The sequence below is a fragment of the Mucilaginibacter sp. P2_A4 genome (genome assembly GCF_056405015.1).
Map to the genome: position 1 here is coordinate 275,269 of NZ_JBFUCX010000006.1, position 26,009 is coordinate 301,277.

Annotated in this window: 25 protein-coding genes; 17 read left to right on the forward strand and 8 right to left on the reverse strand. The window is 41.4% G+C overall.

The window, feature by feature from the left end:
• Positions 1-105 precede the first annotated feature (105 nt).
• From AC1DYB_RS13855 to AC1DYB_RS13865, 3 genes are all read left to right on the forward strand, one after another.
• On the forward strand, positions 106-951 hold the full coding sequence (locus AC1DYB_RS13855; RefSeq protein ID WP_477435725.1) for an energy transducer TonB: 846 nt from the start codon (positions 106-108) through the stop codon (positions 949-951).
• A gap of 252 nt (positions 952-1,203) precedes the next feature.
• The gene (locus AC1DYB_RS13860) at positions 1,204-2,028 is read left to right on the forward strand and encodes an energy transducer TonB (RefSeq protein ID WP_477435727.1); all 825 of its coding nucleotides are present in this window, start codon (positions 1,204-1,206) and stop codon (positions 2,026-2,028) included.
• 204 nt (positions 2,029-2,232) lie between these two features.
• On the forward strand, positions 2,233-3,063 hold the full coding sequence (locus tag AC1DYB_RS13865; RefSeq protein ID WP_477435729.1) for an energy transducer TonB: 831 nt from the start codon (positions 2,233-2,235) through the stop codon (positions 3,061-3,063).
• A gap of 91 nt (positions 3,064-3,154) precedes the next feature.
• Here AC1DYB_RS13865 and AC1DYB_RS13870 read toward each other — a convergent pair whose 3' ends face one another.
• Both AC1DYB_RS13870 and AC1DYB_RS13875 read right to left on the reverse strand, forming a co-directional pair.
• Entirely contained in the window at positions 3,155-3,949 is a 795-nt protein-coding gene (locus AC1DYB_RS13870) for a GNAT family N-acetyltransferase (RefSeq protein WP_477435731.1), read from the reverse strand.
• Between the two features lie 25 nt (positions 3,950-3,974).
• Positions 3,975-4,430 (reverse strand): GNAT family N-acetyltransferase, encoded by a 456-nt coding sequence (locus tag AC1DYB_RS13875; protein WP_295719881.1) that lies wholly within the window; start codon positions 4,428-4,430, stop codon positions 3,975-3,977.
• A 262-nt stretch (positions 4,431-4,692) separates the two neighbouring features.
• On the opposite strand from AC1DYB_RS13875, the gene AC1DYB_RS13880 reads away from it, so the two are divergent.
• The 6 genes from AC1DYB_RS13880 to AC1DYB_RS13905 all read left to right on the forward strand — a co-directional run bounded on the left by AC1DYB_RS13880 (position 4,693) and on the right by AC1DYB_RS13905 (position 8,412).
• Positions 4,693-5,037 carry an MmpS family transport accessory protein gene (locus AC1DYB_RS13880; RefSeq protein WP_477435734.1) on the forward strand — a complete coding sequence of 115 codons (345 nt, stop codon included), beginning with the start codon at positions 4,693-4,695 and terminating at the stop codon, positions 5,035-5,037.
• Positions 5,038-5,157: 120 nt separating this feature from the next.
• Positions 5,158-5,925 carry a DUF4382 domain-containing protein gene (locus tag AC1DYB_RS13885; protein ID WP_477435736.1) on the forward strand — a complete coding sequence of 256 codons (768 nt, stop codon included), beginning with the start codon at positions 5,158-5,160 and terminating at the stop codon, positions 5,923-5,925.
• A 181-nt stretch (positions 5,926-6,106) separates the two neighbouring features.
• Positions 6,107-6,625 carry a hypothetical protein gene (locus tag AC1DYB_RS13890; protein WP_295719888.1) on the forward strand — a complete coding sequence of 173 codons (519 nt, stop codon included), beginning with the start codon at positions 6,107-6,109 and terminating at the stop codon, positions 6,623-6,625.
• Between the two features lie 119 nt (positions 6,626-6,744).
• Entirely contained in the window at positions 6,745-6,936 is a 192-nt protein-coding gene (locus AC1DYB_RS13895; RefSeq protein WP_295719892.1) for a cold-shock protein, read from the forward strand.
• Positions 6,937-7,148: 212 nt separating this feature from the next.
• Positions 7,149-7,868: a hypothetical protein gene (locus AC1DYB_RS13900; RefSeq protein WP_477395754.1), complete on the forward strand. Its 720-nt coding sequence runs from the start codon at positions 7,149-7,151 to the stop codon at positions 7,866-7,868.
• A complete protein-coding gene (locus AC1DYB_RS13905; protein ID WP_295719897.1) occupies positions 7,861-8,412 on the forward strand; it encodes a hypothetical protein in 552 nt (183 codons plus the stop codon). The genes AC1DYB_RS13900 and AC1DYB_RS13905 overlap by 8 nt, the downstream gene beginning before the upstream one ends.
• A 301-nt stretch (positions 8,413-8,713) precedes the next feature.
• Here AC1DYB_RS13905 and AC1DYB_RS13910 read toward each other — a convergent pair whose 3' ends face one another.
• Positions 8,714-9,172, reverse strand: coding sequence for a hypothetical protein (locus AC1DYB_RS13910; RefSeq protein ID WP_477435739.1), 459 nt, complete (start codon positions 9,170-9,172; stop codon positions 8,714-8,716).
• 362 nt (positions 9,173-9,534) lie between these two features.
• On the opposite strand from AC1DYB_RS13910, the gene AC1DYB_RS13915 reads away from it, so the two are divergent.
• The 3 genes from AC1DYB_RS13915 to AC1DYB_RS13925 are packed head-to-tail and all read left to right on the forward strand — an operon-like array spanning position 9,535 to position 16,720.
• A complete protein-coding gene (locus AC1DYB_RS13915) occupies positions 9,535-12,825 on the forward strand; it encodes a hypothetical protein (RefSeq protein ID WP_477435741.1) in 3,291 nt (1,096 codons plus the stop codon).
• Positions 12,825-14,747, forward strand: coding sequence for a DUF3857 domain-containing protein (locus AC1DYB_RS13920; protein ID WP_477435743.1), 1,923 nt, complete (start codon positions 12,825-12,827; stop codon positions 14,745-14,747). The genes AC1DYB_RS13915 and AC1DYB_RS13920 overlap by 1 nt, the downstream gene beginning before the upstream one ends.
• The gene (locus AC1DYB_RS13925; RefSeq protein ID WP_477435745.1) at positions 14,744-16,720 is read left to right on the forward strand and encodes a DUF3857 domain-containing protein; all 1,977 of its coding nucleotides are present in this window, start codon (positions 14,744-14,746) and stop codon (positions 16,718-16,720) included. Before AC1DYB_RS13920 ends, AC1DYB_RS13925 begins: the two co-directional genes overlap by 4 nt.
• A 210-nt stretch (positions 16,721-16,930) precedes the next feature.
• Here the strand turns inward: AC1DYB_RS13925 and AC1DYB_RS13930 are convergent, their stop codons facing one another.
• The 3 genes from AC1DYB_RS13930 to AC1DYB_RS13940 are packed head-to-tail and all read right to left on the reverse strand — an operon-like array spanning position 16,931 to position 17,829.
• Entirely contained in the window at positions 16,931-17,104 is a 174-nt protein-coding gene (locus AC1DYB_RS13930) for a hypothetical protein (protein ID WP_477435747.1), read from the reverse strand.
• A gap of 58 nt (positions 17,105-17,162) precedes the next feature.
• Positions 17,163-17,627 (reverse strand): PIN domain-containing protein, encoded by a 465-nt coding sequence (locus AC1DYB_RS13935; RefSeq protein ID WP_477435749.1) that lies wholly within the window; start codon positions 17,625-17,627, stop codon positions 17,163-17,165.
• Positions 17,620-17,829, reverse strand: a complete 210-nt coding sequence (locus tag AC1DYB_RS13940) for a UPF0175 family protein (protein WP_295719909.1) — start codon at positions 17,827-17,829, stop codon at positions 17,620-17,622. Before AC1DYB_RS13940 ends, AC1DYB_RS13935 begins: the two co-directional genes overlap by 8 nt.
• A gap of 230 nt (positions 17,830-18,059) precedes the next feature.
• On the opposite strand from AC1DYB_RS13940, the gene purL reads away from it, so the two are divergent.
• Together purL and gloA2 are read left to right on the forward strand one after the other, a co-directional pair.
• Complete coding sequence (gene purL / locus AC1DYB_RS13945) at positions 18,060-20,282, forward strand: phosphoribosylformylglycinamidine synthase subunit PurL (RefSeq protein ID WP_477435751.1); 2,223 nt, start codon at positions 18,060-18,062, stop codon at positions 20,280-20,282.
• On the forward strand, positions 20,282-20,671 hold the full coding sequence (gloA2, locus tag AC1DYB_RS13950) for an SMU1112c/YaeR family gloxylase I-like metalloprotein (RefSeq protein ID WP_477435753.1): 390 nt from the start codon (positions 20,282-20,284) through the stop codon (positions 20,669-20,671). The genes purL and gloA2 overlap by 1 nt, the downstream gene beginning before the upstream one ends.
• Positions 20,672-20,749: 78 nt before the next feature.
• On the opposite strand, the gene AC1DYB_RS13955 is transcribed toward gloA2, so the two are convergent.
• Positions 20,750-21,997: a hypothetical protein gene (locus AC1DYB_RS13955; protein ID WP_477435755.1), complete on the reverse strand. Its 1,248-nt coding sequence runs from the start codon at positions 21,995-21,997 to the stop codon at positions 20,750-20,752.
• A 249-nt stretch (positions 21,998-22,246) separates the two neighbouring features.
• Between AC1DYB_RS13955 and AC1DYB_RS13960 the strand changes: the two genes are divergently transcribed.
• The 3 genes from AC1DYB_RS13960 to AC1DYB_RS13970 are packed head-to-tail and all read left to right on the forward strand — an operon-like array spanning position 22,247 to position 24,822.
• Complete coding sequence (locus tag AC1DYB_RS13960) at positions 22,247-22,486, forward strand: hypothetical protein (protein WP_477435757.1); 240 nt, start codon at positions 22,247-22,249, stop codon at positions 22,484-22,486.
• A 4-nt stretch (positions 22,487-22,490) separates the two neighbouring features.
• Positions 22,491-23,909 (forward strand): nicotinate phosphoribosyltransferase, encoded by a 1,419-nt coding sequence (locus AC1DYB_RS13965; protein ID WP_477435759.1) that lies wholly within the window; start codon positions 22,491-22,493, stop codon positions 23,907-23,909.
• Between the two features lie 7 nt (positions 23,910-23,916).
• Complete coding sequence (locus AC1DYB_RS13970) at positions 23,917-24,822, forward strand: ribose-phosphate diphosphokinase (RefSeq protein ID WP_477435761.1); 906 nt, start codon at positions 23,917-23,919, stop codon at positions 24,820-24,822.
• 471 nt (positions 24,823-25,293) lie between these two features.
• On the opposite strand, the gene AC1DYB_RS13975 is transcribed toward AC1DYB_RS13970, so the two are convergent.
• The gene (locus AC1DYB_RS13975; RefSeq protein ID WP_477435763.1) at positions 25,294-26,004 is read right to left on the reverse strand and encodes a hypothetical protein; all 711 of its coding nucleotides are present in this window, start codon (positions 26,002-26,004) and stop codon (positions 25,294-25,296) included.
• Positions 26,005-26,009: the final 5 nt, after the last annotated feature.

Genomic DNA, 26,009 nt, shown 5'->3' on the forward strand with positions numbered 1-26,009 from the left:
TCGGTTTACGGGTCATAAATGGGCTATTGGGGTAGGAATATTTCGATTTTTGCGAAATATTATGTATGTACATTCGTTATATAATTGTATTTAATTCTTAACAAAATGCATTCGGCCAAATTTGATTTATACAAAATCGAGTGGCTCGATTTTGTATTTGACCATCGTAATAAAGCATACGGTGCTTATGAATTAAGGCAGCATTATAAGAGTACTTTGGCAAAAGCCCTTGCTATAACTTTGGCAGGCGTCGCATTGTTTGTAGCGCTCAGCCTGATCTTAAAGCCCAAACCACCCGAACTTGTAAAAATAACAATGGTTGATCTTACCCCGCAGCTTAGCCGGCCCGTTGCGCCAGTAAAGCCCATTGAACCGCCAAAACCTGCAGTGCCGGCTCCTCCGGTTAAATCTGCTCCGCCTGTATCAACCACCAGGTTTGTTACCCCGGTAATTGTTAGTAAAGGGCCAACCGAAGAGCCGCCCGTAATTAGCAAAATTGAAGGCGCTATTGGCAACGCCGATGTTAAGGTTGCCGGAAGTGGAGGTGTTGAAAACGTACTCGATAATTCTGGAGCCAAAGGAGGTACCGGTACCGCCCCGGTGGTTGTTCCTGTAGCAGATAATACCATACATGATTTTGGCGGCCTGGAAGTGATGCCGGAGCCGGTTGGCGGCCCATCAGCGTGGAGCGGTTTTTTACAAAAAAATTTACGCTTCCCCATTATGGCCCAGGAACAAGGTGTATCCGGCAGAGTGATCATAGGTTTTGTTATCGAAAAAGATGGTAGGTTATCAAACATAGCAGTTGAACATAGTGCGGGGTTTGGGTTTGATGAAGAAGCACTAAGAGTGCTAAAGCTGGCTAAGCCCTGGAAACCGGGTGTACAAAATGGCCAGGCTGTACGTGTTAAATATGTAATACCTATTAAATTTCAGTTAGCTGAACAGTGAGTAGCCATTGTGGTGAATGGTATTGAGTAATAGTTTTTTAGCCCCGTATAATGCGGGGCTTTTTTGTTGTTAAACACATTGGCTTCTCTAAACCTTTTTTAAGTCCGTCGCGAAGGAACGATTAAGCGGTAAGCATATTTTTGAAGATGAAATTTTGATGAAATTTATTTTTTAAATAAGTGCGATAATTTTATGTTTTGTAAAATATAAAGTATGTATATTCGTTATAGATAAAATTTAATTCTTAAAACTATGCTTATCACAAAATTTGATTTGTACAAAGCCGAGTGGCTCGACGTTGTATTTGACAGTCGTAACAAAGAATACGGTGCTTATGAATTAAGGCAGCACTATGGGCGTACCATGACGAAAGCCATGGGGATAACCTTTGCGGGGCTTGCTGTTTTAGTAATTGCCAGCATTGTTTTTAAACCCAAACCAGGAGAGATACTGGTTATACGCGATGTGCCGATATTGGATATGAAAACGTTTAAGCAGGAAAAATTAATTGAAAAACCAAAACAGGCTAAAGCAGAAGATGCTCCAAAGCCTGTTGAACATATCAAAACCCTGGCAAGCCCACCGCCGGTAATAGTTGCCAATGATCCTGTTGTTCAGCCGCATACCACTGCAGAGTTACAGGCAAGTACTATTGGAAGTGTAGAAAGCAAAGGAGACGATAAGCCGGGAAATGTAATTGCAGATAAAGGACCGGTTGGTACCGGGAGCGGCCCCGTGGTTGATAATACTGTACATGACATTAATGGGGTTGAAGTAATGCCCGAGCCGGTGGGGGGCGCAGCTGCCTGGAGCAAATTTTTGCAAAAAAACCTGAGATTTCCTGTAGTGGCGCAGGAGCAGGGTGTATCGGGCAAGGTATATATGAGTTTTGTTATCGAAAAAGATGGTCAGCTATCAAATATAAAGGTTGAGCGTGGTGCAGGTTTTGGATTTGATGAGGAAGCTTCACGAGTTTTAAAACTGGCCAAGGCCTGGAAACCCGGTATGCAAAACGGGCAGGCAGTACGCGTTAAATATGTAATACCAATGAATTTTCAGTTGGCTGATAATAATTAGGATCGGGTTTCGGGTTGCGAGGCTCGTGTGTGATGATGGTAGATAAGTAGTGTGGTTGTAGCCTCCGTATTATACGGGGGCTTTTTTTGTTTGCCAAATTAATGGGCAGTAAATAATTGTAAATCAAAATAAAATTTCAAAAATATTAATTATGTAAAATATTATTCTGTACATTTGATTTAAAAGAAACTTAATTTGTTTGAGATGAGTATTTCGAAATTTAATTTGTACAATGCCGAGTGGCTCGACCTTGTGTTTGACCATCGTAACAAAGCATACGGCGCTTACGAACTAAGGCAGCATTATAGCCGTACAATGAGCAAAGCCATGGGCTTAACCTTTGCCGGGCTTGCTGTTTTAATAGCGGCGAGCGTTATTTTTAAACCTAAGCCTGCAAACACGGTTTATATAGGTCCTGAGTTTCGAATTCTGCCGCCTGTATCTAAAATTATAGATCCGGAGATTAAAAAACCCGAGGTTATTAAGCATGTTGAACCTGCAAAGGTGTCTCCTCCTGTACCTGCAACCGGGTTTGTTACTCCGGTGATTGTGTCGTACGAGCCGGTTGAGCAGCCACCGGTTATTGCGGATATAAAAGATGCTATTGGTCCGCAAGATGCTAAAGGACTTGCCGGTGGTGATAATGTTATTAAACCTGAAACAGGAACAGGTGGGGGCGGAGATGCCGTTAAAATAGATGAACATATTTACGACGCCGGTGGCGAAGGACTTGAAGCTATGCCCGAGCCTGTAGGTGGTGCCGCAGCTTGGAGTAAGTTTTTGCAAAAGAACCTCAGGTACCCCGCCGTTGCACAGGAGCAGGGTATCTCGGGTAGGGTATTTTTAAGTTTTGTAATAGAAAAGGATGGTCATTTATCCAACATAATTGTTGAGCGCGGCGCGGGTTACGGATTTGATGAGGAGGCTACACGGGTGTTAAAGCTGGCCAAAGCGTGGAAACCCGGTATTCAAAACGGGCGCCCGGTACGGGTTAAGTATGTAATACCGATGAATTTTCAGTTAGTCGATAATTAGGATCGGGTTTCGGGTTGCGGGGGGCGTGTGAGATGGTGGTGAATAAGTGGTGTGGTTGTAGCCTCCGTTATGCGGGGGCTTTTTATTGCACTTAACCAATATTTCCTGCTATTCTGTTATAGATATTGGAGAGTATTACGTTCCTTGGTTTACCCAATATCATTCGTTTGGCGGTACGGATTTCTTTAAATCCTCTTTCATACAAAAATGTAGCAGCGCATAAATTATCTTTAGGGAAAGCAACTTTATCGTTGGCATTAAGATGTACTTTCAGTAGTTCAATTCCTGCATCCGGGTTATTGGCGATGATTAAGCCTTCACCCAGGGTAGGTAGATAAAAACCTTCAACCATATTATTGCTGCAATACACCAATCCGCGGGTAAGGTGTTCCTCAAAGAAAAACATCCTGTTTTCCTGTGAGGTTAAGTAGGCAATGTATGCAATTTGTTCCCTGAATTCTTCTTTATAGGGTATAACGTGAGGCGAAAGTGCTGATGTGATATGAATGTCTTTGAAAAAAAGGTATTCGGTTTCTGTGATAAAGCCGGCTTTTGCATAAACGGGGGCTCCAAGGTCGGTTGCAATTAAATTAATTGTTTCGCAATGATGTTGTTTGGCTATATCAACCAGGGTTTGGGTAATATAGCCGCCAATTCCTTTACCCCTGTATTCCGGATGGACAATTATATGGCCCAGCCACGCTATTTCATGGTGAATGATTGTTGCGCCTATGCCGGCAATTTTACCGTCGATAATTATTTTTATAGGGAAGCAAAAAGACGAAGCGGTGTAAAAGCGGAAGCTTGGTATAATATTGGGCCAGCCACTCGGTTGCAAGTCACCAAGCAGGTTTACATCGTTATCATTCAAAGGCTGAACTTCCATATGCCTATTTTAAAAATATCAATCTCTACAAAACCTTTCTGAAACAAAGGCTATCGGGCAAACCAACATACACGCCGTAATTGGAGGTTTGTACGTAGCCCGATTTTCGGTACAAGCCATGTGCCTCCAGTTGTTTACTGGCGGTTTCCAATACAGTGTATTGATAACCTAATTCAAATGCCCAGGTTTCCAGTTCTTTTAGTATCATGGTACTTATGCCGTTTCCTCGCGCGTTATGGCGTACAAACATTCTTTTAATTTCCACCGCATCGGCATCAAATCCTTTAAAGCATCCGCAGCCAGCCGGAGCATCATTTAAATAAGCAAGTACCACCGTATCTATTTGATCTATTACATTATGCTGATCGTACAGATTCATGATATCGCCGTTGCGGTCGCGCAGGTCGGCATCCAGTTCGCGGGTAAGGTTGCGGAAATCGGGGTTATCACTGGTGGTCCTGGTTATGCTGATTGTTTTCATTGATGCAAAAATATAATAAGCTGGAAAAAAGGAGGGAGGGGTAAAGCTAAAAAGTAAAACATTCCTCAATCCCTAAATTAATGGTGCTTATCAATCAAAATGACCTAAATAAAATACATAATAGGAGATTTAGACCCAATTGAGCGCTCGTGTTATTGGATTGCATATGAGTAGGTTAACATAATATTAAGCGCTGGCATCGCATTTGTAAGCTGGCGCCTGTAACAATAATGTTATAAAAGAATGTAAAATTATTAAGCTCATGAAAAAAATACTGCTTTTTTCCGTCCTCGCGTTGGTTTCAGTTTTTACTTTTTCCTGTAAAAAAGATGCCAATAGCACCCATACGGTAAAATATACTATCCAGGGTTCAAGTAAATCGAACGTTACCTACACCGATCAGAATGGAAATGTTCAATCTCAGAATAATGAAGATGCAAGCTGGACTATTAGTTTCCCATCAAGCAAACATGGTTTGGTGCTTAAATTAACTGTAATTAGTAGTGATGGTAGCCCGGTTGGTGGTAAAATCTTCATTGATGGTAATCAATCAGCACAAAGCAATGGCGCAGTTAGCAATATCGCTATTTCAACCGTGTTGCCTTAACAATAACCTTTGTTGTTATTTCAGAACAAGTTGATTTGTTTAACAATATTAAAATTTAATCCGTTTGCAAATGCATTGATATTCAGTGTATTTGTCTGATTATAAAAACTATACTAAAAAATGAAAAGAAAACTTTTATTGGGATTTGCCATGGCAAGTTTGGCTTTTACGGCCTGTAAAAAAGGTGGTGATAATGCTGGTTCAAAAACACATATGAGTGTTAAAATGACCGATGCCCCCGGTGCCTATGATGCCGTTATATTAAATGTTAAAGAAATAGTTGTTTTATCCGCAGGTGTCGAAAGTCATTTAGCAGTAAATGGCAAACCAATTAACATATTGAACTTTAGGTTAGGTAAAGATACGTTGCTGGCCGCACAGGATGTACCTGCGGGCAGGTTGCAGGAAGTTCGCCTTGTTTTAAATGATAGCGGAAACAGGGTAGTTGTAAATGGTGTTTCGTATGATCTTAAAACCCCGAGCGGGCAAACATCAGGCGTAAAGCTTAAAGTACAGGATGACCTTAAAGCAGGTATTGCCTATACGCTGTTGCTTGATTTTGATGCTGCGAAGTCAATTGTAACTACCGGCAACGGAAAATATATTTTAAAACCAGTAATCCGCGCTATACCCCAGGAAGTATCTGGTGCCATGGTAGGGGTAGTTATTCCGGCAGCCTCCAGCCCGATGGTTTACGCCATTAAAGGTACAGATACCGTTGGTACAGTTACAGATGCTACGGGCAAATTCTATTTCCCGGGTTTAGCATCCGGAACTTATAAAATTGACTTTGTACCGTTAAACCCATTTTTAGTTAAAAGCATTAATAACGTAGTAATTACAAATGGTGCTGTTAAAGATGTTGGTGTAGTTACTATAGCACAGTAATATTGCTATAATACAAAGAATTAAAGGTCGTTTAGTTGAATAAAATATTGCCGGTATATTTCAACTGAACGACTTTTTTTATTTGACAAATACAACCCGCTGCCGATTTTTATTCAAAATAAGTTAAGTGGACATCAAACCATTTAACCTGCATCATGTCATAACTATAAATTCACCTTATATGAAAAAATTAATTTTCACCGCAGCCATTTTATTAGGCTGTCTTAGTTTTAAAGCTGCTGAAGCGCAGATTAGTGTTAGCCTGGGTGTTAATATTGGCAGCCAGCCCGAGTGGGGCCCTGTTGGCTATGATCATGCCGATTATTATTACATGCCTGATATTGACGTATACTATTCTGTACCCACACATCAATACATTTATTATCAAAGTAATTCATGGACCAGAACAACCGTATTGCCGGCCAGGTATGGTAATTACGACCTTTACCACGGCTATAAAGTTGTTATAAATGAACGCAACCCATGGGTAAGAAATGATGTTTACCGTACCCGGTATGCAGCTTACCGAGGCCGCCGCGACCAGGTTGTTATCCGCGATAGCCGTGATGATAAATATCGCGATCATTGGGATAATGGTAAGCACAAAGGCTGGGACAAGCAAAAATATAAAAAAGACAAGCATGGCGATGATGACGACCAGGGACATGGTAATGGGCACGGTCATGGTCACAAAGATTAAATATAGGTTTGTTTCCTAATGACCTTTGTGGATTAATTTAACAAAAACTTAAATAAATTTACCAATAGTAAAAATGTCATAAATTATGTTTACCTTTGCAGCTTATTAAATACAATATAATGCAACAAGGAACAGTAAAATTTTTTAATGACGAAAAAGGTTTCGGATTTATCACCCCAGATAATGGTGGAAGCGAAATTTTCGTACACTCTTCAGGTTTAATTGACAACATTCGCGAAAGCAATTCAGTTAGTTTTGACGTAGAAGAAGGTCGTAAAGGCCCTAATGCCGTAAATGTAAAAATAGTTTAATACTCTATTATAACCATTCATGAAGCCTTCTCCTTTTGGGAGAGGGCTTTTTTTATGCCTTTATATTTTGGCGAAACGGGCGGCACGCGGCTGCTGGCAACAGGGTAAAAAAAGGGTTGCAAGTATCCTTTTTATGATTTATATTAGATTAATATTCAATGGATTATAAATAGTTGAAATATTAAACAGTCTGCCCTCTTAAGCCTATTAGTATGACTTTTCAATGTGTTTTAAAAAGAGCTGCTATTCTTTTGGTCTTTATGCTGGCATATAGCTTAAAGGGCTTTTCGCAAACTGATAGCCTTCGGTTTTATGCCAGCCAACTGGATTCAATTTATAATACCTGGGTTAATAACCCTGATACCACACTTAAAACAGACTCCGTTATAACAGCCTTTTTACACGTAAACCCAACTTCGAAAATAAAAGGCGCAGGTACGCTTCAAGGCTTTGCCCTCACTTATAATACCCCCGAAATAAACTGGTATCATGATTTAGCTAGGGTGATCGATAAGGATTCCGTCGGCTTTTTAATTAAGGTTCGTATCCCCAGGAAAATTTATGATCAGCATAAAATGCTCACCTGTTGGGCTGTTTGGTGGGGCCGCGAGATGCAGGTTGTTAAATATGGCGGTATTAACATGAGGATAAAACTAATGCTTCAGTCGCAGCCGCAAAGGGCCAGTGTATATTTAGTACCGCATAGAATTTGGAAAAGCAAATTTGAAAACACTCCGTGGAAAGAACATATCGAATCTTTAAGCGATTATATGGTTGATAGCGATCAAACAAATACTTCTGTAACTATTGATGAAACAGTTTATACAGTGGTATTTAAATTGGGTAATAAATTTTTGATCCGTACCCATTATACCAGGCCTATGGATACAGAGCCAACTCAAAAAGTAACCGCGGATTTTCAAAATGAATAAATGGAAAGCCATTTTAAAAACCGGCTCAGGAGTATTTGCAACTATTCCGGGTTTGGGTGTGCTTTTAAGTAACATAGGGGTACCGCCCGATAGTTCAAAATACCTGTTTTGCGGCATAATAGAGTCTTTTGGGGTATTTACGCTATTAATATTGAGGTTCAACTCCGGCTTTTTCAAATCCCTTCCCATAAAAACAATCAATCGGTTGGCTATTGTTTCTATAGTAACCTTTGGGGTCACCCTGTTTCTTTACCTGTTTCTTTTTAACCAATATGTTGTTGGGTATAAAGACTCAAAGCCCCTATTTTTCCCGGTGTGGCCCCAGGGCGAACTTCAACAAGGGCTGCAGGAAATGGGCAGTAAAGCCAATTTAATTAAGGAATGGGGCCGTGATGATGTGCATACAGTTATCCAGTCATCATCCTCGGCCATGTTAAATTATAGCATGCTGCTGTTTTTATTAATATACCAACTGGTTTTTGTGTCGCTCACTTTTGCATTTGGGATTCTTTCCATACGGGTTAGCGAGATTGATAAAGGGTGATGTTGGTTTTTGAAAAGAAAACTACTCGTCTTAAACTTTCGTCCCCTTCGGGAATTCTCCAATGCTATTAAATTAATGAGTTTCTCCCCCAGCGGGGGAATAGCTTTGTAGCAAAAAAACAAAAAATGAAGCTCCGTGCCAGAGGTACGGAACCTTAGGTAGCCTACCTCTGGCACACAAAATCGTATACTTAGCATTCGGGCCAGAAGCCGGGGACGCTTGCGGCGAACGGATGCTTGTGGCAGCAGGAGCGAGGCGGAGAAATGGAAGTATTTTAAGACAACCTCTCTTTGTCATTTTATCAGTGCCTTTTTCTCTCTAATGCTGTTACTCTTTTAGAAATGTCAGATATCAAATCCATTGTCTTATCTCTAATATGAATATTTGCGTCTACACTTGTTGTAGTTAAATCAACGTGTTTAGCATGTAGGCTGGTCAACTGGTTAACTGTGACCACTATTGCTTCTATTAGTTCTTTTCTATTTCTTCTATTATAGAGTGTAAATAACTCCACTAGGATATTTGAAATTAGGATAAGAGACATTAATAGAACTTTAAATATAAAAGATTTATCAATCAGGGAATCCTCTAAAAATAGGTTCGCCAAGTATCCTATTGGCAATAGAAAAGACAGTAGGATATTAAATGCTTTTATGATAAATGCCTTGTTTTTTTCCTTGTCAGGGAAAAATGCATCAAAAAATAATTTTGCAAATCCTGATAGTAAAGCAGCAATTATTATCCATATCATTTTTTCCATTTTGATTTAGGTTATTTTATAAATTTTTCTATCGTGTGATTTTTTCGTAAATATATTACATTTCAACAACTTGCGTTGCGCATCGGTGGTACAAGTAACTGTACCTGTTCAGCCTCTGGTCGATGTTTTTACCATGCCAGTATACAGCTTGTGTATTGAAAAGATAACTTATCGGCGGCAAAAGAGCTTTTCGGAAAACGAGATCTTCCTTGGCGCAAGTCTTGTGTTGTGGACATTAAGAGATGGCGGACTTGTGACTTTCTTTTTTTACGCAAAAGGAATATTTGTTTCAAAAAACTTTAGTTTGTTTCAAAAAAAGTAATAATTTCACTGTCCGAGAGCCCTGCTTGAAACCTTATCACATGAAATATTATTACTATTTGTTTTTGCTGTTTGTTGTATTATCCAAAACTTCTTCTGCACAAAAAATTGAACTCGTCAATTCGGGCGAAATAATTAAACAATCTATTACCCTTTACGATTCTGCCAGGTTTAAGGATGCTCTTCAAGTGCTTACCAAAGTTAACCGTAGCGATACCAATTACGTATGGTCGGTTTACGAAAAGGCAATCAATTGCTCGGCCGACAGCCAATACACACAAGCTATAAAATATTGCCAGGAAGGACTTTCGCTTACTACGCAGCGGGAGTATGAGCCTGAATTGTATAATACGTATGGCAACGCTTTAAATGATTTGCATCAACCTGAAAAAGCGGTTAAGATTTTTGACCAGGCTATAGCCAAATACCCATCGTACTCGTTATTGTACTTTAACAAAGGGATAACCTATATGGGCATGAATCGCTATGCCGATGCCGAGGCGATGTTTCAAAAAACCTTGCTGGTAAACCCTTATATGTACAGCGCGCATTTCCAGCTGGGTTTTGTGGCTTTGCAGCAGGGTAAAATTATGCCGGCTATGCTGAGCCTTATTGGCTACCTGCTGGTTAACCCCGAGGGCAGGTATTGGTCGCGGTCGATAGGCATCCTGGATAAAATATCTAAAGGTTCCGATGAGATCCTGGAGCTTAAAAAGAATAAAGTGGGCACTGCCGACGATCCTTATGCCGAGGTAGAGGAAATTGTGCTATCAAAAATAGCGCTCGATAAATCATACAAACCCCTGGTATCTATTGACGACCCGATATCGCGCCAGATACAGGCGGTATTTGAAAAGCTGGAGTACCAAAAGGATAGTAAGGATTTTTGGATGCAATATTACCTGCCCTATTACAAGCAGGTTTTTAGCCAGAATAAACTGGAGTTGTTTATTTTTCATGCATTCAGCAACGTGAACCTGCCTGTTGTAAAGGATTACAGCAAAAAGCATAAAAAGGAACTGGACAAGTTTGTTGACGAAGCGGCATATTATTTTAACCAGCTCCGCTCAACCCGCCAATTGAATTTTGCCAACCGCGATACCGTTACCCAAAAGTATTATTACGAAGATGGCAAGCTGATTGGCAAGGGCAAGCTATCTGCTGATGGTAAAATTGTGATAGGCCCGTGGTTGTCAATTTATGGTGCCGGAAATAAAAAAAACATCGGAACCTATAATGATGCCGGCCAGCGGATTGGCACCTGGACGTACTATTTTTATTCGGGCGCGTTAAAGGCTAAAGAGAATTTTGTGGCTGGCAAGCTGATGGGTAAACAGGAATATTATTTTGAGAATGGTAACCCAAGTTCGGTGGAAAACTATGTAAACGGCAACCTGGAAGGAGTGAGCAGTACATACAATTACAACGGTACCCTTAAGTTTACGGCTACCTACAAGCAGGGCAAAAAAGACGGGATAGAACGCAAATACTACGCCAACGGCAGCTTGCAGGAGGTAGATAATTACAGCAACGATGAGCTTAACGGTATAGCTACCGAATATTTTAAAAACGGTAAAATAAAAAGCACATCGCACTTTAGCGCCGGTAAAGCCGTAGGGCCTTACAAATCATCGTTCGAAACGCTGGGCATATCAACCGATGGCCAGTTTGTGAATGCTAATGCCGAAGGGGAGTGGAAATTTTACTATGAATCGGGCAAGATCAAAGAAAAGCGCAATTATATAAATAACAACGAGGAAGGCCCGCATACCGAGTATTATGAAAACGGGCAGGTATCGGTTACCTATAATACTAAAAAAGGCAAGATAAACGGCGAGGTGGTTTATTACCGCGAAGATGGCAAGGTATGGAGTAAACAGGTGTTTGCCAACGGTGTTGTTGTAATGGCCGAATATAATGACCTTGCCGGCAAACAGGTTTACCATGCCGAAGCTAAAACAGCCCTGGCCGATTTGGTTACCTACAGCATTGATGGTATTAAAAAAAGGCACAGACATTTTAACGCCGCGGGTCAGTTGGATGGGCCGGATACCTTGTTTTATCCATCGGGCAGGGTGAGCCAGATTGATGAATATAAAAACGATAAGCTCAACGGCACATCGCTGAGCTTTTACACAAGCGGCAAAAAGAAAGCCGAAATACCGGTGACCGACGATGAAAGCAATGGTTACTCGGTAAGCTATCATGCCAACGGTATGATGGAATCGGAAGGGTGGCTGCAGGCCGGCGACCACCAGGGCGTTTGGCTTTTTTATGACGAGAAGGGCAGGCTTACCAACCGGTCGTACTATTTAAACAATGATCTGGATGGTTTTAAAGAAACCTATAGCCCTAATGGTAAAAAAAGCCTGGAAGAAAAATATCACCTGGGCTGGCTGGAAAAACTAACCCAGTATGATAGCACCGAAAAGGTTATGCTGGTAGATACCTTCCCGAAAGCTACCGGAAAATATAAGCTGATTTACGCCAACGGCAAGCCGATGACAGAGGGTAGTTATGTAAACGGCGAGCTTGACGGCCCGTGTAAAACTTATTATTTTGATGGCAGCCTGGAAAGTAGCTTTGTGTATAAACGGGGTTATATAGATAGCGCTTATGTAAGTTACCGTTTCGGTGGCAAAAAAAACTCTGAGGGCGTGTTTGATCATGGTAGTAAAACCGGCTTCTGGAAGTTTTATGATGAAGATGGCAAGCTAAGCAGTAGCAGCAATTATGTGAACGACGAGCTTAGCGGCGAAAGAACTTATTACTTTGAAAACGGCGCTAAGGATTACATTGGCCTATATAAAGCCGGTGTGCTTGATGGCCCAGCCAAAAAATATGATCCGGACGGCACCTTGGCCTACCAAACCACATTTGATGATGATTACGCGGTTTCTTACTCATTCCTGGCAACGGATGGTAAACTAACCCCGCCTGCTGTTATAGCATATAACAATGGTACATTAAAATCCTTCTTCCCGAACGGAAAACCATCAAGAGAGTGCAGCTACAGCGATGGGGGTAAAAACGGCCACGATGTGATTTACTACAGCAACGGACAAATCCGGTCGGAAGATACCCCGGCATATGGACTGGCCTACGGGATAACAAAAGACTATTATCCCAACGGGAAGCTAAAATCTGTATATAATTATATTATGGATAATCCGGACGGGGTTTGTAAAGAGTACTATGCCAACGGCAACCTGAAGAAAGAAATGACCTTTGACAACGGGGAATATCATGGACCTACAAAATATTTTGATGAAAACGGAAAGCTGGTTAAAACTACGTGGTATTACTATGATAAACTTATCTCTGTTAAATAATGAATAAATCACGTTTATTATTTGGCGCTTTATTTACCTGCTTTTGCGCATGGGTAAGCACAGCAAAAGCACAAGACTTTGAAACTTTACGCAAACAGTTTCCTGATGAAAAGGCGGTGCTTTTAAATCGCGTTTTTGAATACAATATCAATCTTAAAAACGGTGTGCCACATGTGGAAAGCAGGGAACTGCAACAGATAGAATATCTGCTGGGCAGCGCTACAGCGTATATGGGCGGTTACGGGTTTTCGCATAGCGATTTCCATAAGCTGGTATCATACGATGCATTTACCCAGGCGCCAGATGGTAAAAAGCTTAAAGTGAGCGATTTTACCACCAACGATGATAAAGCCGGCTTTGTTTTTTACGATGATGTAAAAGAAACCAGCTTCCATTTCCCGGCTGTGGAGCCGGGCGCCATAGGCAATTTAAAGGTGGCCTGGGATAATAAGGACCCGCACCTGTTATCGCCCTTTTACTTCACCGCCTATATGCCGGTTATCAACAGCGAGCTTAAAATTACGGTATCAAAAGATATCTCTCTTAAATACCGGTTTATAGGCCAGGATACCAGCAACATCAAGGTTAACATCGAAAGTAAAGGCCATAATAAAATTTATAGTTTCCAATACAAAAACTGCCCGGCCGATAAATCATACCATAATGCACCTGGTTTTGCCTGGTACTCGCCGCACGTGGTTTTTTACCTGGATAGCTACAAGGATGATAAGGGCAATACCGTGCCCTACTTATCTAATATAGATGACTTGTACCACCTGAACTACAGCTACCTTAAAAATGTAAATACCGAAGTTACACCTGCTGTTAAACATATTGTAGATTCGTTAACCAACGGTTTGCATACCGAAGAGGCAAAGGCCCGCAGCATTTACTCCTGGGTACAGGGCAATATCAAATACGTGGCTTTTGAGGATGGTATGGGCGGCTTTATTCCCCGGGATGCCCAACTGGTGTGCACCCGTAGATTTGGTGATTGTAAAGATATGGCCAGCATCCTTACCGAAATGTTGAACGCGGCCGGCGTAAAAGCTTATTTTACCTGGATAGGCACACGCGATTTACCCTATAAATTTACACAAACACCGTTGCCGTTGGTGAGCAACCACATGATATGTACTATTAAACTGGGCGAGAAATATGTGTTTTTAGATGGTACCGACCCAACCTGTGTTTTCGGCATGCCATCATCAGGCATTCAGGAAAAGGAGGCGATGATAGCCATTGGCGAAAACGAGTACAAGGTTTTAAACGTACCCATTGTTGAGAAAAACAAAAACATGCTGGTAGATAGTACCTGGCTGGAAATGGGCGCCAACGGTATTAAAGGTCATATTAAACGCGATGTAAAAGGCTACTTTGCCATGGAGATGCACGGTAAGCTCATGTACTGGAACCGCAACAAAATGGATGAGTACATGAAAGACGAATTTGAACGGGGATCGAACAAGTTTAAGCTGGATACTTTTTATGTAGATAAAAAACAAAGCGCAGGCGAGCTATCCATGTACGCCAATTTTACCCTGCCCGATTATGGCAAAAAACTGGGCGATGATTATTACGTGAACATCAACCTGTTTAAATTTTTCCAAAACGAGCAGATAGATTACCCCAAACGCAAAGTGCCTGTTGAGCAGAATTTTAACTTCGAAAAAAAATACGTTACCCTGTTTAAAGTGCCCGATGGGTACAAGGTATCTTACCTGCCGCCAAGTAAAGCCTACCACAATAAAGTTTGGGGCTTTGATGTTAAGTACGAGCAAAAAGGTAACTATGTGATCATGACTCAGGAGTTTGATAACGATAACCTAATGCTTGCCGCCGATGGTTTTGACCAATGGAATAAAGTGCTCGAAAACCTGTACCCTTTATATAAAGAAACCTTAAGCCTTGCCAAAAAATGAAGTCTATAATAAAACAAACCTGCAGCTTGCTCACTGTATTGTTAGCAAGCCATTACGCACACGCTCAAACGCCGGGAATAGAAAAAGAAACCTGGTCAGATAAACCTGCCATTCATAAAATTGCCGGTAAATACAGCAAAGAATCTGACGTAATTGTACTGGATAAACATCGGGTAGAATTTACCGACGAAGGAAAAGATGCTTTAGCCGAATATTATACTGTGCACAAGATCGTCCATATTAATGATGACAGGGGGATTGAAGGCTATAACAAAATTTACCTGGGCATAAGCGATAAGGCTGATATTGTAGATATTAAAGCACGCAGTATTTCGCCAGGTGGTAAAATAGTGGAGCTTAACAAGAATGATATTAAAGAAGTAAAAGAAAAGGACGACCAGATTTACAAGATTTTCGCGATGGATGGCCTGGAAAAAGGTTGCGAGGTGGAATACTATTATACCTTTAAAAGGCCTGCTACGTTTTTTGGCCGTGAGGTAGTGCAGGGTAACTCTCCCATATTGCTTAGCCAGTTTCAGTTGTTTGCGCCAAAAAGGTTAAAGTTTGAGGTAAAGCCTTATAACACCGACGTGGTAAGTAAAGACACTATTTTGAACGAAAAAGCGATAAGCGAATGCAGTTTTACCGAAACCCCCGGCGTAGAGAAGGAAAAATATTCAAACTATTATTCTGGCCTGAAAAGGTTGGAATTTAAGCTGGCTTATAACCTATCGGTAAACAAAAGCGAGCGCCTGTATACCTGGAATCTGCTGGCCAAACGCATTTACGGCGTTTATACCGATTATTCGGACAAGGAAGCTGCGGCCGTTGCTGATGTTATCAAAAAAAATAACCTGGCCGCCCCTACTGACGAGGTAGCCAAAATAACAGCGGTTGAAAATTATATTAAAAAGAATTACTCATACCACGAAGACGCCAGGGGCGAAAATGAAAACCGGGTAGAAACCATACTGCGCAACAAAAATGCCGGTATGGTAGGTATTGTGCGTTTATACAGCTTGTTTTATCAAAGCCTGGGTGTAAACTACCAGTTTGTGTTAACCGCCGAACGCAGCAAATACCTGATTGATAAAACTTTTGAAAACTGGAATAATTGTGATAATCCTATATTTTATTTCCCGGCCGAAGGTAAATTCCTGGCACCAACCAGGGCTGATTTTCGTTATCCCTGGATTCCATCAGATTGGGGGGCAACTTATGGTTTGTATTGTAAGCATACCATGCTGGGCAATTTTTCGACAGCGATAGCGGATATCAAGATGGTGCCGCTCGAGGATTATACCAAATCTATGCAGAGCATGGAGGCTACCATAACCTTCTCCAAAGATCTGGATTCGTTAATAACCGATGCCAAACAAATTTTTGGTGGTTATGCAGCAACAAACTATCGGGATGCCTTTAACTACTCCAACGACGAACAAAAACGCCAGCTTTTTAAAGACCTCACCAAAAACTATTTCAGTTCCGAAACCATCCTCTCATCAGAAGTGTTAAACCAGCCTTTTGAAAGCCAGACCGCCAACCTGCCTTTGATTTTACATATCAAAGCAAAATCGGGCGCGTTTTTAGAGAGTGCGGGCAATAAACTTTTGTTGAAAATAGGTATGGCAATCGGTCCGCAGGTAGAGATGTACCAGGATAAACCCCGCCAGTTACCTGTTGATATGGGTTTTGGCCACGTTGAAGAACGTAAACTGGAAGTTACCATACCGGCCGGCTACAAGATCAGAAATCTTAATGATCTGAAAATTGACCAGACCTACAAGGAAGATGGCGAGCTAACCATGGGTTTTGTATCTGACTATGAACTGAAAGGAAACCAGCTCACCATCCACATTATGGAGCAATACCGCAAACCCCTATACCCCATCACTATATTTGATCCGTTTAGGAAAATTATCAACGCATCGTCTGATTTTAATAAGGTAGTATTGATATTGGAGAAGATATAGCACTGGAAAACAGAACAGTATCAAGTACCAGGATTTTGTTTAACCGCTGATGTGGTTAAACAAAATCCTAAGGTTTATTGAACTTTCATTCTGTTTATACTTTAATTCCGGGAATGGCCGAGTCGTTTGAACTCCATTGAAAACAAAAAATTMTGAAAAAATTCGAGTTCAAACAAATTTTGCGTAAGGGATTGGCGGGGATACCGTCCGTTAGCTAACGGATAATGCCCTGTACAGTATGAGCATAAAGCCCGGCCCGCAGGGATACGCTCTGATTAATTCAAAATATGCGAAAGTAGTTTGTTGAATACCACCCACACTTTTTGGCTCAAGTGTTGTGCTTTGGGCATTGAGTGATAGGGGACTTGTTGTTTTCTTAGTCATACAAGTCACGGTTGCTTCGTTAACATAGAGAAGTTAAGAAACCACAAAAAACTATAACCTATTCTTCTCCGGCTTCCTTAATCAGTCTATCTACCAAAGATGGAGATATGCGAAAGTTAGTTTGCTGAATAAGTTGCAGGTAAGGTCGCAGTAAAGGAATTACACGCTGCTGTTTTGCGTAAAGCAACACCCCTGCCGAACCTTTAACGGCTACTCCTCTTTGTTCGGCAAATTTCCTGGCGGCCCTGTCATCTGTGAGTAGGTAATCGCATTTTATCTCGGCAGCTAAAGCTATGGCGCTGGCTTCGCCTGGATCAATAAGATCATTAAATTCGCTTTGCAGCAAATTATTCTGAACAAGCTTAATGGTTACCCAATCTGGTAAGGTTTTGCCATATTCTTTCGCTATTTCGGGAGTTGTGATAACATGTGCAAATAATTGAGGGAGTAAATACAATGCATCAATTTTATCTAAAATGATAAAACAACTGGTATCGGTAATAACAATAGTGTTTTCAGGCATGATCAAGGTCGGCCTCAACACTGGGGTCAAGGTAGTTTACACCAAAATTGATCAGAATTTCAGCAAAATCCCATTTTTTCATTCCGCACATTTCGGCAGCCTGGTTTAATGATAGTTTGCCAGCCTCATACAGTTTGGCCGCAATTAAACGTACGGTTTCATCATGCTCTTTTTCCAGCGCATCAGGAACTTGTATTGTCATCGTAGTCATATTATAAAGATAAGCATTATTAAAATTAAAACGTATAATGATTTATCAGGTAGTTTGTTGAATACGGTATTGATAATAACAGTAACCGGGCAAACAAATTTAAATTACCCGCCACCCACACCTCACCCCCGCAACAAACCTGTCACCTTTTACCGCTATCCTTTCGTCTTTCCAGCTTTTTTCCTAATTTTGCGCATCCTTTCAAATAAAACAATATTAAATTGGAGCACCAGGAATTAACCACCGTTGAAACCGCCAAAGATTTAGGCTTACTACCCGAAGAATTTGAACGTATTATAGAGATATTAGGGCGAGTGCCCAACTTTACCGAGTTATCCATCTTCGCGGTAATGTGGAGCGAACACTGCTCATACAAAAACTCCATCACCTGGCTAAAAACCTTACCTAAAGACAGCGACCGCATGCTGGCTAAGGCAGGTGAAGAAAACGCCGGACTGGTTGATTTGGGCGATGGCATTGGCTGCGCCTTTAAGATAGAATCACATAACCACCCATCGGCGCTTGAACCTTACCAGGGAGCAGCCACAGGTGTGGGCGGTATTAACCGCGATATATTTACTATGGGTGCAAGGCCCATAGCCCAGCTAAACTCCCTGCGCTTTGGCGATCTTAAACTGGAAAAAACCCAGTGGCTGGTTAAAGGCGTGGTAAAAGGCATCAGCCATTACGGTAATGCTTTTGGCATCCCAACCGTAGCCGGCGAGTTGTTTTTTGACGATTGCTATAATGTAAATCCTTTGGTAAACGCCATGTCGGCAGGTATTGTTAAGGCGGGCGAAACCGTTTCGGCAACATCATACGGCGTGGGTAACCCTGTTTATATAGTAGGTTCGGCAACCGGTAAAGATGGTATCCATGGCGCGGCTTTCGCGTCTAAAGATATCAGCAAAGATTCTGTGAATGATCTTCCCGCCGTACAGGTGGGCGACCCTTTCCAGGAGAAACTGTTGTTAGAGGCTACATTAGAAGTTATAAAGACCGGTGCCGTGGTAGGTATGCAGGATATGGGCGCCGCCGGTATCATCTGCTCAAACTCAGAAATGAGTGCCAAAGGCGAGCACGGTATGCGTATCGACCTGGATTTGGTGCCAACCCGCCAGGCCAACATGAAACCTTACGAAATCCTGCTTTCTGAATCCCAGGAGCGTATGCTTATCGTAGTACATAAAGGACGTGAAAAAGAAGTTGAGGCCGTATTTGATAAATGGGATCTCAACTGTGCCATTATTGGCGAGGTTACCGATACCCAGCGTTTAGAATACTACATGCATGGCGAAAAAGTAGCCGATGTACCTGCCGATGATTTAGTGTTAGGTGGTGGTGCCCCGGTTTACGAACGCGAATACCGCGAGCCTGCTTACTTTGCCGAAAATCAGAAATTTAATATGGATGATGTTGCCGAACCTGCCAATTTGGTGGAGGTTGCTGAGCATCTTTCTGCACACCCTAACTTAGCATCAAAACGTTGGGTGACTGATCAGTATGATAGTATGGTAGGTGTACAAACCATGACAGCTAACCTGGCCTGCGATGCAGCCGTTGTAGCCGTTAAGGATACCAACAAGGCCATTGTATTAACTACAGATTGCAACTCCCGTTACGTATACGCCGATCCTTATAAAGGTACAGCCATTGCGGTTGCCGAAGCTGCGCGTAATATTACCTGCGCCGGTGGCGAGCCTGTGGCTATCACCAATTGCCTAAACTTTGGTAACCCTTACAATCCCGAAGTTTACTGGCAGTTTGTAAGCGCCATTAAAGGTATGGGCGATGCCTGCCGCAAGTTTGAAACCCCGGTTACCGGTGGTAACGTGAGTTTCTATAACCAGTCGGCAGATGGTGGTTCGGTTTTCCCTACGCCAACTATTGGTATGTTGGGTGTAATGGAAGATACCGAGAACATCATGACCGCTGATTTTAAACAACCCGGCGACCTGATTTACCTGATAGGTGAATCGGTAAATGATATCGCGTCATCGCAGTACTTGGCTTCATGGCATAAAATTACAGCTTGCCAGGCCCCGTATTTTGATATTGACAAAGAATACGATACACAACAAACCATTAAAGAACTCATTAAACACCGTGTGTTGGTATCTGCACATGATGTTGCCGATGGTGGTTTATACATTAACCTGTTAGAGTCGGCCATGCCAAACGGACTGGGCTTTGATATCGAAACAGATGCTGCTATCCGCAAGGATGCCTTCCTTTTTGGTGAGGCACAGGGCAGGATAGTTGTAACTGTAGCACCAGAGGAGCAGGAACGTTTTATTGAGTTTATGGCTACCAGCGAAACTGAATTTACCTTGCTAGGTACTGTAAACAATGGTTTCCTGAATGTTGATGGTGAACTGTTTGGTCACGTTACCGATGTGAAAATGGTACACAGCAATGTACTACACTCTATTTTAGGCGAATAATGCTGAAACTGAACCGGGTACACCACATCGCCATCATTTGTTCCGACTATGAAAAGTCGAAACATTTTTACAGCGAAGTACTGGGTTTAAAAATAGTACGCGAGGTATATCGCGAAGCAAGACAATCATACAAGCTTGATCTGGAAGTGGGCGACCGCTACCAGATTGAGCTTTTTTCATTTCCAGAGCCTGCGCCCCGCCCATCGCGCCCCGAAGCGGCCGGTTTGCGCCATTTAGCCTTCGAGGTAGATGCCCTTGACGAGGCCGTATTTCACCTTACAGAACAAGGGGTAGAAGTAGAGCCCATTCGTGTAGATGAGTTCACCAACAAGCGCTTTACCTTCTTCACAGATCCCGATGGCTTGCCACTGGAGTTGTACGAGCGGTAGGGGATAACACAAAGCATACTCATAATCAATATAGTTCCGGTATTGCCTAATTATAGGGTATTTTAAATAAATTTTACGTTAGCTTAGAACTGCTTTTAAGTCAGCTTTTTCTACATATGCTTTAACAGGGGTTTTAATTCTCAATAACGTAGCAGGGTTAATTTTGTCATTATTAGTTAGCCAAGCAATTCCCGGATCAAACTTCAAATCGTAAATGCAATAATAGCCTTTCTCCTTTTTGAAAATTTCGGCTTTTTCAAAGGGGATTTTAACATCATTAAGATTAATTTTATTTACGATATCCCAGCAATATTTATGCAAATCAACATCTTCGCCATGGATTGATAATTTGCTTGCTATAACTTCTTCGTTACTCCATTCTTCTTCTAGTCCGATCTCGACGCTATGGTCGTTTATCATAAGTTCAGAAACAAAGGTCTGCCATACAATTTTATTGTCGATTATATTGCTGAAATAATGTAGTGTCGACTGAGCCCCTTCATCTCTAAATGATTCAAAAGATAATTTCCGAACAGTTTCAAGCTCCAAGTGTTTGTCCACAAAATCAGGATGCAGAGCACAATTTACCGAGCGATAATTATTTGAGCAACTCGGATAAACAAGTCCGCCTATAGTAATACCATTTACTTCAGGTGTGTTATAAAGAATTTCATGTGCAATAATGCCGCTTTGGATATGTTTACCTGTTAAGAATAATTTTGACGCCTCTTTATATAAAAATTGTTGCGTCATAGAGAATACTGGCTCCTGTCCACTAAATATTCTTGGCATTTGACTAAATATATTTTTAGTAATGGGACTAAAAAGCTGCTCTTCTTCACTGATTTCTGGATTTGTTAGGTAGCACAGACTGTATATTGAATCAGGCTTTATACTCCATTCAGAGAGAAATACAGTATCACCCTTTTTAACAGGTTCATTCCCATTGAATCTCAATTCCTCAAAAGCAGTTTTACCGTCAAGAGCACCATAGAAGACAGGAAATCCGGGGGCGTTGGCACGCTGAAATACCTTTGTATGTTCCTTCGGTGGATAAGAAAACGTTTTTGGATCGGTTATGTCTTCTACACTATGTTTATTTAGTATACGAGCTCTATAAAGTCGAAATGAAAGTTGTTGGTAGGGAATGAGAATTCTCGGAATTGTCACCCCGTAAAGCTTAATTAATGCTTGGGAATCCTCCAATGATATTTCCTTACAGCTTCCCAAATGCTCTTTCCATTTTATAAAATTGTTTTTTAATTCATAAAAAATCTTTGATTTCTCCAAATAACCAGCTTCAAGAAATAGCTTTTTTTCTACCATGGTGAATAAAGATATTAATATTCGCTGCGTGTTAGATGGTTGTTGATAAAATCACAGCTAGAATCTTGTGTAAAGTTTTAAGCTTTATACGAAAATAAGGCGACTCGCAACGCACCCTCGTTATAACAAATCCAACTTAGCGGTCCGAGTATTGAAGATTAACACTGCAGTGGTCAAAAGTAATATTTCTAAAATATTACCCGCCCAACGCGAGCTGTTGAAGAGTGTGGCGAGCTACAGGTAAGCAATATGATCTATGAAACAAGTCACCGGGTAAACGATTGGCGTTACCGTAACGAAGCCGATAAAATCATTACCTTGTTGTTCAGTTGCGATCACCTTGCCGGGGAGCCGGCGGCTAACGATGATATTATAGATGTGGCTTGGTTTAAAATGGAAAACCTGGCACAAATGATCGCCGATGGTCTTATTAACGATGAGCACACCAAAATGATGAAGCTCATCATCACCAAATACCTTAAAAACTGAACCGATGAAACGCGAAAACCTCATTCTGTTAGCCGATGCTTATAAATATGCCCACTATAAATTATACTATCCCGGTACCACTAAAATTTACAGTTACCTGGAAAGTCGTGGTGGAATGTTTAATGAAACCATATTTTTTGGCTTACAATATATTTTGAAAGAATACCTGCAGGGCCCCGCATTTACACAGCAGGAACTTGACGAAGCTGAAGGCTTTTTGCAGCAGGTATTTGGCCGCGACGATGTATTTGATAAAAGTAAGTTTCAGTATATACTGGATAAGTATAATGGCAAATTACCCGTAACTATCAAGGCCGTAGCCGAAGGCACCGCGGTGCCAACCGGCAATGTATTAATGACCATTGAAAATACCGACCCGGAATGTTACTGGCTCGCTAATTTTTTAGAAACTTTACTGGTACAGGTATGGTACCCTTGCACCGTAGCAACGCTAAGCAACCAGATAAAAAAGATGGTAACCCGGTACTATACCGAAACTGCCACACCTGAAGCCAGCGGCGGGATAGACTTTGTGCTGAACGATTTTGGCTTTCGTGGTGTTAGCAGTGTGGAAAGCGCTAAAATTGGCGGCGCGGCACATTTGCTTAATTTTAGCGGCAGCGATAACCTGGCCGGTTCATTAATGGCTATTGATTATTACGATGCCCAAAAAGTTTATGGTTTAAGTATCCCGGCTACCGAGCATAGTATATGTACTTTGCTGGGCAGGGAAGGAGAGCTGGAAGTTTTCAGACATGTATTAAGAACTTTCCCTACAGGTACTATTGCTTGCGTGTCTGACAGTTTTAACATTTTCAGGGCCTGTAAAGAATATTGGGGAACCGAATTGCGAAACGAGATCCTGAGCAGGGATGGTACACTGGTGATCCGTCCGGATAGCGGCGACCCTGTCATGACCTTGCTCGAAATATTCGAGATCCTGTTTGCTCAATTTGGTTATACGGTTAACAGCAAAGGTTACAAAGTTTTACCGCCACAGCTAAGGGTGATACAGGGCGATGGCGTAAATTATAATGAGATAGGAAACATTTATGAAGCGTTAAAAAATAATGGCATCAGTGCCGAAAACCTGGTATTGGGCATGGGTGGCGCTTTGCTGCAAAAGATTGACCGCGATACACAGAAATTTGCTTTGAAATGCAGCTGCGCTGTTATTAATGGTAAAGAGGTTAGCGTTGCAAAAAGCCCGGCGGAGATGAACGCGCAGGGTGACATTACCGAAAGTTTTAAAAAGAGTAAAGGTGGTCGGTTAAAGCTGCTGAAATTGAATGGTGTATTTAAAACCGTTAATGAGGATGATGAACCCGGGGCAGAAAACCTGCTGAAAACGGTTTTTGAGAATGGTAATTTAATTAATACGTTTACTTTTGAACAGGTAAAGACCAACGTAAATGCCAATTAATACCACTATGATGAAACTGCTGTTTGCAATAAAAGATTATGAATACCTGGCCGAAAAAGTACTGGCCTGCGGAACTTTTGAAAAAGGAGAATTAGTAGTTAATCATTTTACTGATGGTGAGCGCTATCAACGTATTTTAACCCCTGTCGAAAATCGGGATGTAGTTATAATTGGAGGCACGGTAACAGACCAGGCCACGTTGGAACTTTATGACCTGGCATCCTCTCTGGTAAGTTATGGGGCCAACTCATTAACATTGGTTATCCCATATTTTGGCTATTCAACCATGGAGCGTGCAGTATTGAGTGGCGAAATTGTAACAGCTAAGACAAGAGCACGATTAATTTCGGCCATCCCAAAATCAAACAGGGGTAATAAAGTAGTGTTGTTTGATCTCCATTCAGAAGGGATTCAGTATTATTTTGAGCATGATCTTTACCCGGTACATGTTTACTGTAAGAATCTGGTGATAAAGGCCGCCCTTAAATATGGCGGCAATAATTTTGTGATGGCCAGTACCGATGCGGGCAGGGCTAAATGGGTGGAGTCATTAGCCAATGATATGGGCGTAAACGCCGCCTTTATACTCAAGAGGCGATTAAAGGGAGATGATACCGAAGTAAGCGCCATCAATGCGGATGTTGCCGGTAAAACGGTGATTATTTATGATGACATGATCCGCTCTGGCGGCAGTATCATTAACGCAGCCAAAACCTACAAAAATGCCGGTGCCGGCGATATCTATGTAATAACCACGCATGGTTTGTTCATCAACAACGGCATCGAAAAACTGAAAAACAGCGGCCTTATCAAAAAGCTCATCAGCACAGATTCGCATATGAATATGCAGGCCATCGATGATGATTTTGTAGAGGTAAACAGTTTGGCTGAATTGATCTGTTCGGTGATTTAGGAGAGCTTATTTTAGGTTAAGTGGTGCTCAACGCAGAAATTTATAAGGTCACGAGTATTCCACGCTTTTGGCCAGAGCTGCATACTCGCGCCAAATTGGGGAATTATGCAGGCTATTATAATTAGCCCCCCAACGCAACAACCCTAAACACAAACCTTCAGAATAGCCAGCATCGCCCCAAAGAAAATTACCAAAATTCATATGGTATGAACGTATTGATCTCCCTCGGGTAACAATATTCACCAGTTTTTCCTTTTAATAACCGAACTCGTTTATACCCTTTTAAAATAGCAAATGGATCTGTCTGAAACGATATGCTATTAGCTTCAAGATTGGTTAAACCAAGCCAATTAAATATAAGCAGGCAAATAATAACTCTTAAAATTGTTTTTTTGATAGCATCATTTTTTATTTAAATCAGTATGGGTCCATGCTGATAGTCTACCTGTATTAAATTTCATTTGAAAAAATTCAATTGACTATTAAATCGGCAAGTGCTCCCGGTTTTAGTTGATTCAGGCTGTCCGCTGACGTCATAATGATTAGGTACACATTATTGCCCTGTTTCTTAAACATAACCTCTATCGGGATTTTTACCCCCTCCCTTTGATTCTCATATTTTATGCCCATGAAGAAATCCTGAACACCATCCTGCTTATATTTGATATAAAAACTACGCGCCTGGCTGTAGTAATATAGGAGAGAGTCGTTTTTCACCAACTCTGATGTCTGGTCACCATCGATATTTAAATATATGGAGGAAATTTTATCTTGGGGGCCTGTTCGGTAGACCAGATCATACTTTGAAAATTTATCAAGCACATTAAAAAGAAAAAATTCGGTCTGACTACTGCTCTTGGCCGTAACCCGCGACTCCTTTCCGAGAGTCAAACCATCAGGTGAATCTAACCTGTAGACACTAATACGAAAATCTTTTTCATAGTCGAACTGACTTATAGGATTTCGGTCTTTACTCTCGATTGTTCTGTCGAATGTAAGTTGCTTCGGGTTACGAAATAATTTTAAATAGTCAGGGGGAATAACAATTACAGTCCTGACACCATCCAAGAAATTGGCCTGGACGATCTTTTGGCTGTTACGCGAAAAAATGACGTATAAAAAAGCAATAAATAACAGAAGAATAGCTAACACACAAGTGATTACTATGGTCGTTTTTCTCATAGAAT

What these genes read in the sequence shown, in the direction of transcription:
- AC1DYB_RS13855 (WP_477435725.1), top strand. Translation starts at nt 106, where the DNA reads ATGCATTCGGCCAAATTTGATTTATACAAAATCGAGTGGCTCGATTTT.
- AC1DYB_RS13860 (WP_477435727.1), top strand. Translation starts at nt 1,204, where the DNA reads ATGCTTATCACAAAATTTGATTTGTACAAAGCCGAGTGGCTCGACGTT.
- AC1DYB_RS13865 (WP_477435729.1), top strand. Translation starts at nt 2,233, where the DNA reads ATGAGTATTTCGAAATTTAATTTGTACAATGCCGAGTGGCTCGACCTT.
- AC1DYB_RS13870 (WP_477435731.1), bottom strand. Translation starts at nt 3,949, where the DNA reads ATGGAAGTTCAGCCTTTGAATGATAACGATGTAAACCTGCTTGGTGAC.
- AC1DYB_RS13875 (WP_295719881.1), bottom strand. Translation starts at nt 4,430, where the DNA reads ATGAAAACAATCAGCATAACCAGGACCACCAGTGATAACCCCGATTTC.
- AC1DYB_RS13880 (WP_477435734.1), top strand. Translation starts at nt 4,693, where the DNA reads ATGAAAAAAATACTGCTTTTTTCCGTCCTCGCGTTGGTTTCAGTTTTT.
- AC1DYB_RS13885 (WP_477435736.1), top strand. Translation starts at nt 5,158, where the DNA reads ATGAAAAGAAAACTTTTATTGGGATTTGCCATGGCAAGTTTGGCTTTT.
- AC1DYB_RS13890 (WP_295719888.1), top strand. Translation starts at nt 6,107, where the DNA reads ATGAAAAAATTAATTTTCACCGCAGCCATTTTATTAGGCTGTCTTAGT.
- AC1DYB_RS13895 (WP_295719892.1), top strand. Translation starts at nt 6,745, where the DNA reads ATGCAACAAGGAACAGTAAAATTTTTTAATGACGAAAAAGGTTTCGGA.
- AC1DYB_RS13900 (WP_477395754.1), top strand. Translation starts at nt 7,149, where the DNA reads ATGACTTTTCAATGTGTTTTAAAAAGAGCTGCTATTCTTTTGGTCTTT.
- AC1DYB_RS13905 (WP_295719897.1), top strand. Translation starts at nt 7,861, where the DNA reads ATGAATAAATGGAAAGCCATTTTAAAAACCGGCTCAGGAGTATTTGCA.
- AC1DYB_RS13910 (WP_477435739.1), bottom strand. Translation starts at nt 9,172, where the DNA reads ATGGAAAAAATGATATGGATAATAATTGCTGCTTTACTATCAGGATTT.
- AC1DYB_RS13915 (WP_477435741.1), top strand. Translation starts at nt 9,535, where the DNA reads ATGAAATATTATTACTATTTGTTTTTGCTGTTTGTTGTATTATCCAAA.
- AC1DYB_RS13920 (WP_477435743.1), top strand. Translation starts at nt 12,825, where the DNA reads ATGAATAAATCACGTTTATTATTTGGCGCTTTATTTACCTGCTTTTGC.
- AC1DYB_RS13925 (WP_477435745.1), top strand. Translation starts at nt 14,744, where the DNA reads ATGAAGTCTATAATAAAACAAACCTGCAGCTTGCTCACTGTATTGTTA.
- AC1DYB_RS13930 (WP_477435747.1), bottom strand. Translation starts at nt 17,104, where the DNA reads ATGACTAAGAAAACAACAAGTCCCCTATCACTCAATGCCCAAAGCACA.
- AC1DYB_RS13935 (WP_477435749.1), bottom strand. Translation starts at nt 17,627, where the DNA reads ATGCCTGAAAACACTATTGTTATTACCGATACCAGTTGTTTTATCATT.
- AC1DYB_RS13940 (WP_295719909.1), bottom strand. Translation starts at nt 17,829, where the DNA reads ATGACAATACAAGTTCCTGATGCGCTGGAAAAAGAGCATGATGAAACC.
- gloA2 (WP_477435753.1), top strand. Translation starts at nt 20,282, where the DNA reads ATGCTGAAACTGAACCGGGTACACCACATCGCCATCATTTGTTCCGAC.
- AC1DYB_RS13955 (WP_477435755.1), bottom strand. Translation starts at nt 21,997, where the DNA reads ATGGTAGAAAAAAAGCTATTTCTTGAAGCTGGTTATTTGGAGAAATCA.
- AC1DYB_RS13960 (WP_477435757.1), top strand. Translation starts at nt 22,247, where the DNA reads ATGATCTATGAAACAAGTCACCGGGTAAACGATTGGCGTTACCGTAAC.
- AC1DYB_RS13965 (WP_477435759.1), top strand. Translation starts at nt 22,491, where the DNA reads ATGAAACGCGAAAACCTCATTCTGTTAGCCGATGCTTATAAATATGCC.
- AC1DYB_RS13970 (WP_477435761.1), top strand. Translation starts at nt 23,917, where the DNA reads ATGATGAAACTGCTGTTTGCAATAAAAGATTATGAATACCTGGCCGAA.
- AC1DYB_RS13975 (WP_477435763.1), bottom strand. Translation starts at nt 26,004, where the DNA reads ATGAGAAAAACGACCATAGTAATCACTTGTGTGTTAGCTATTCTTCTG.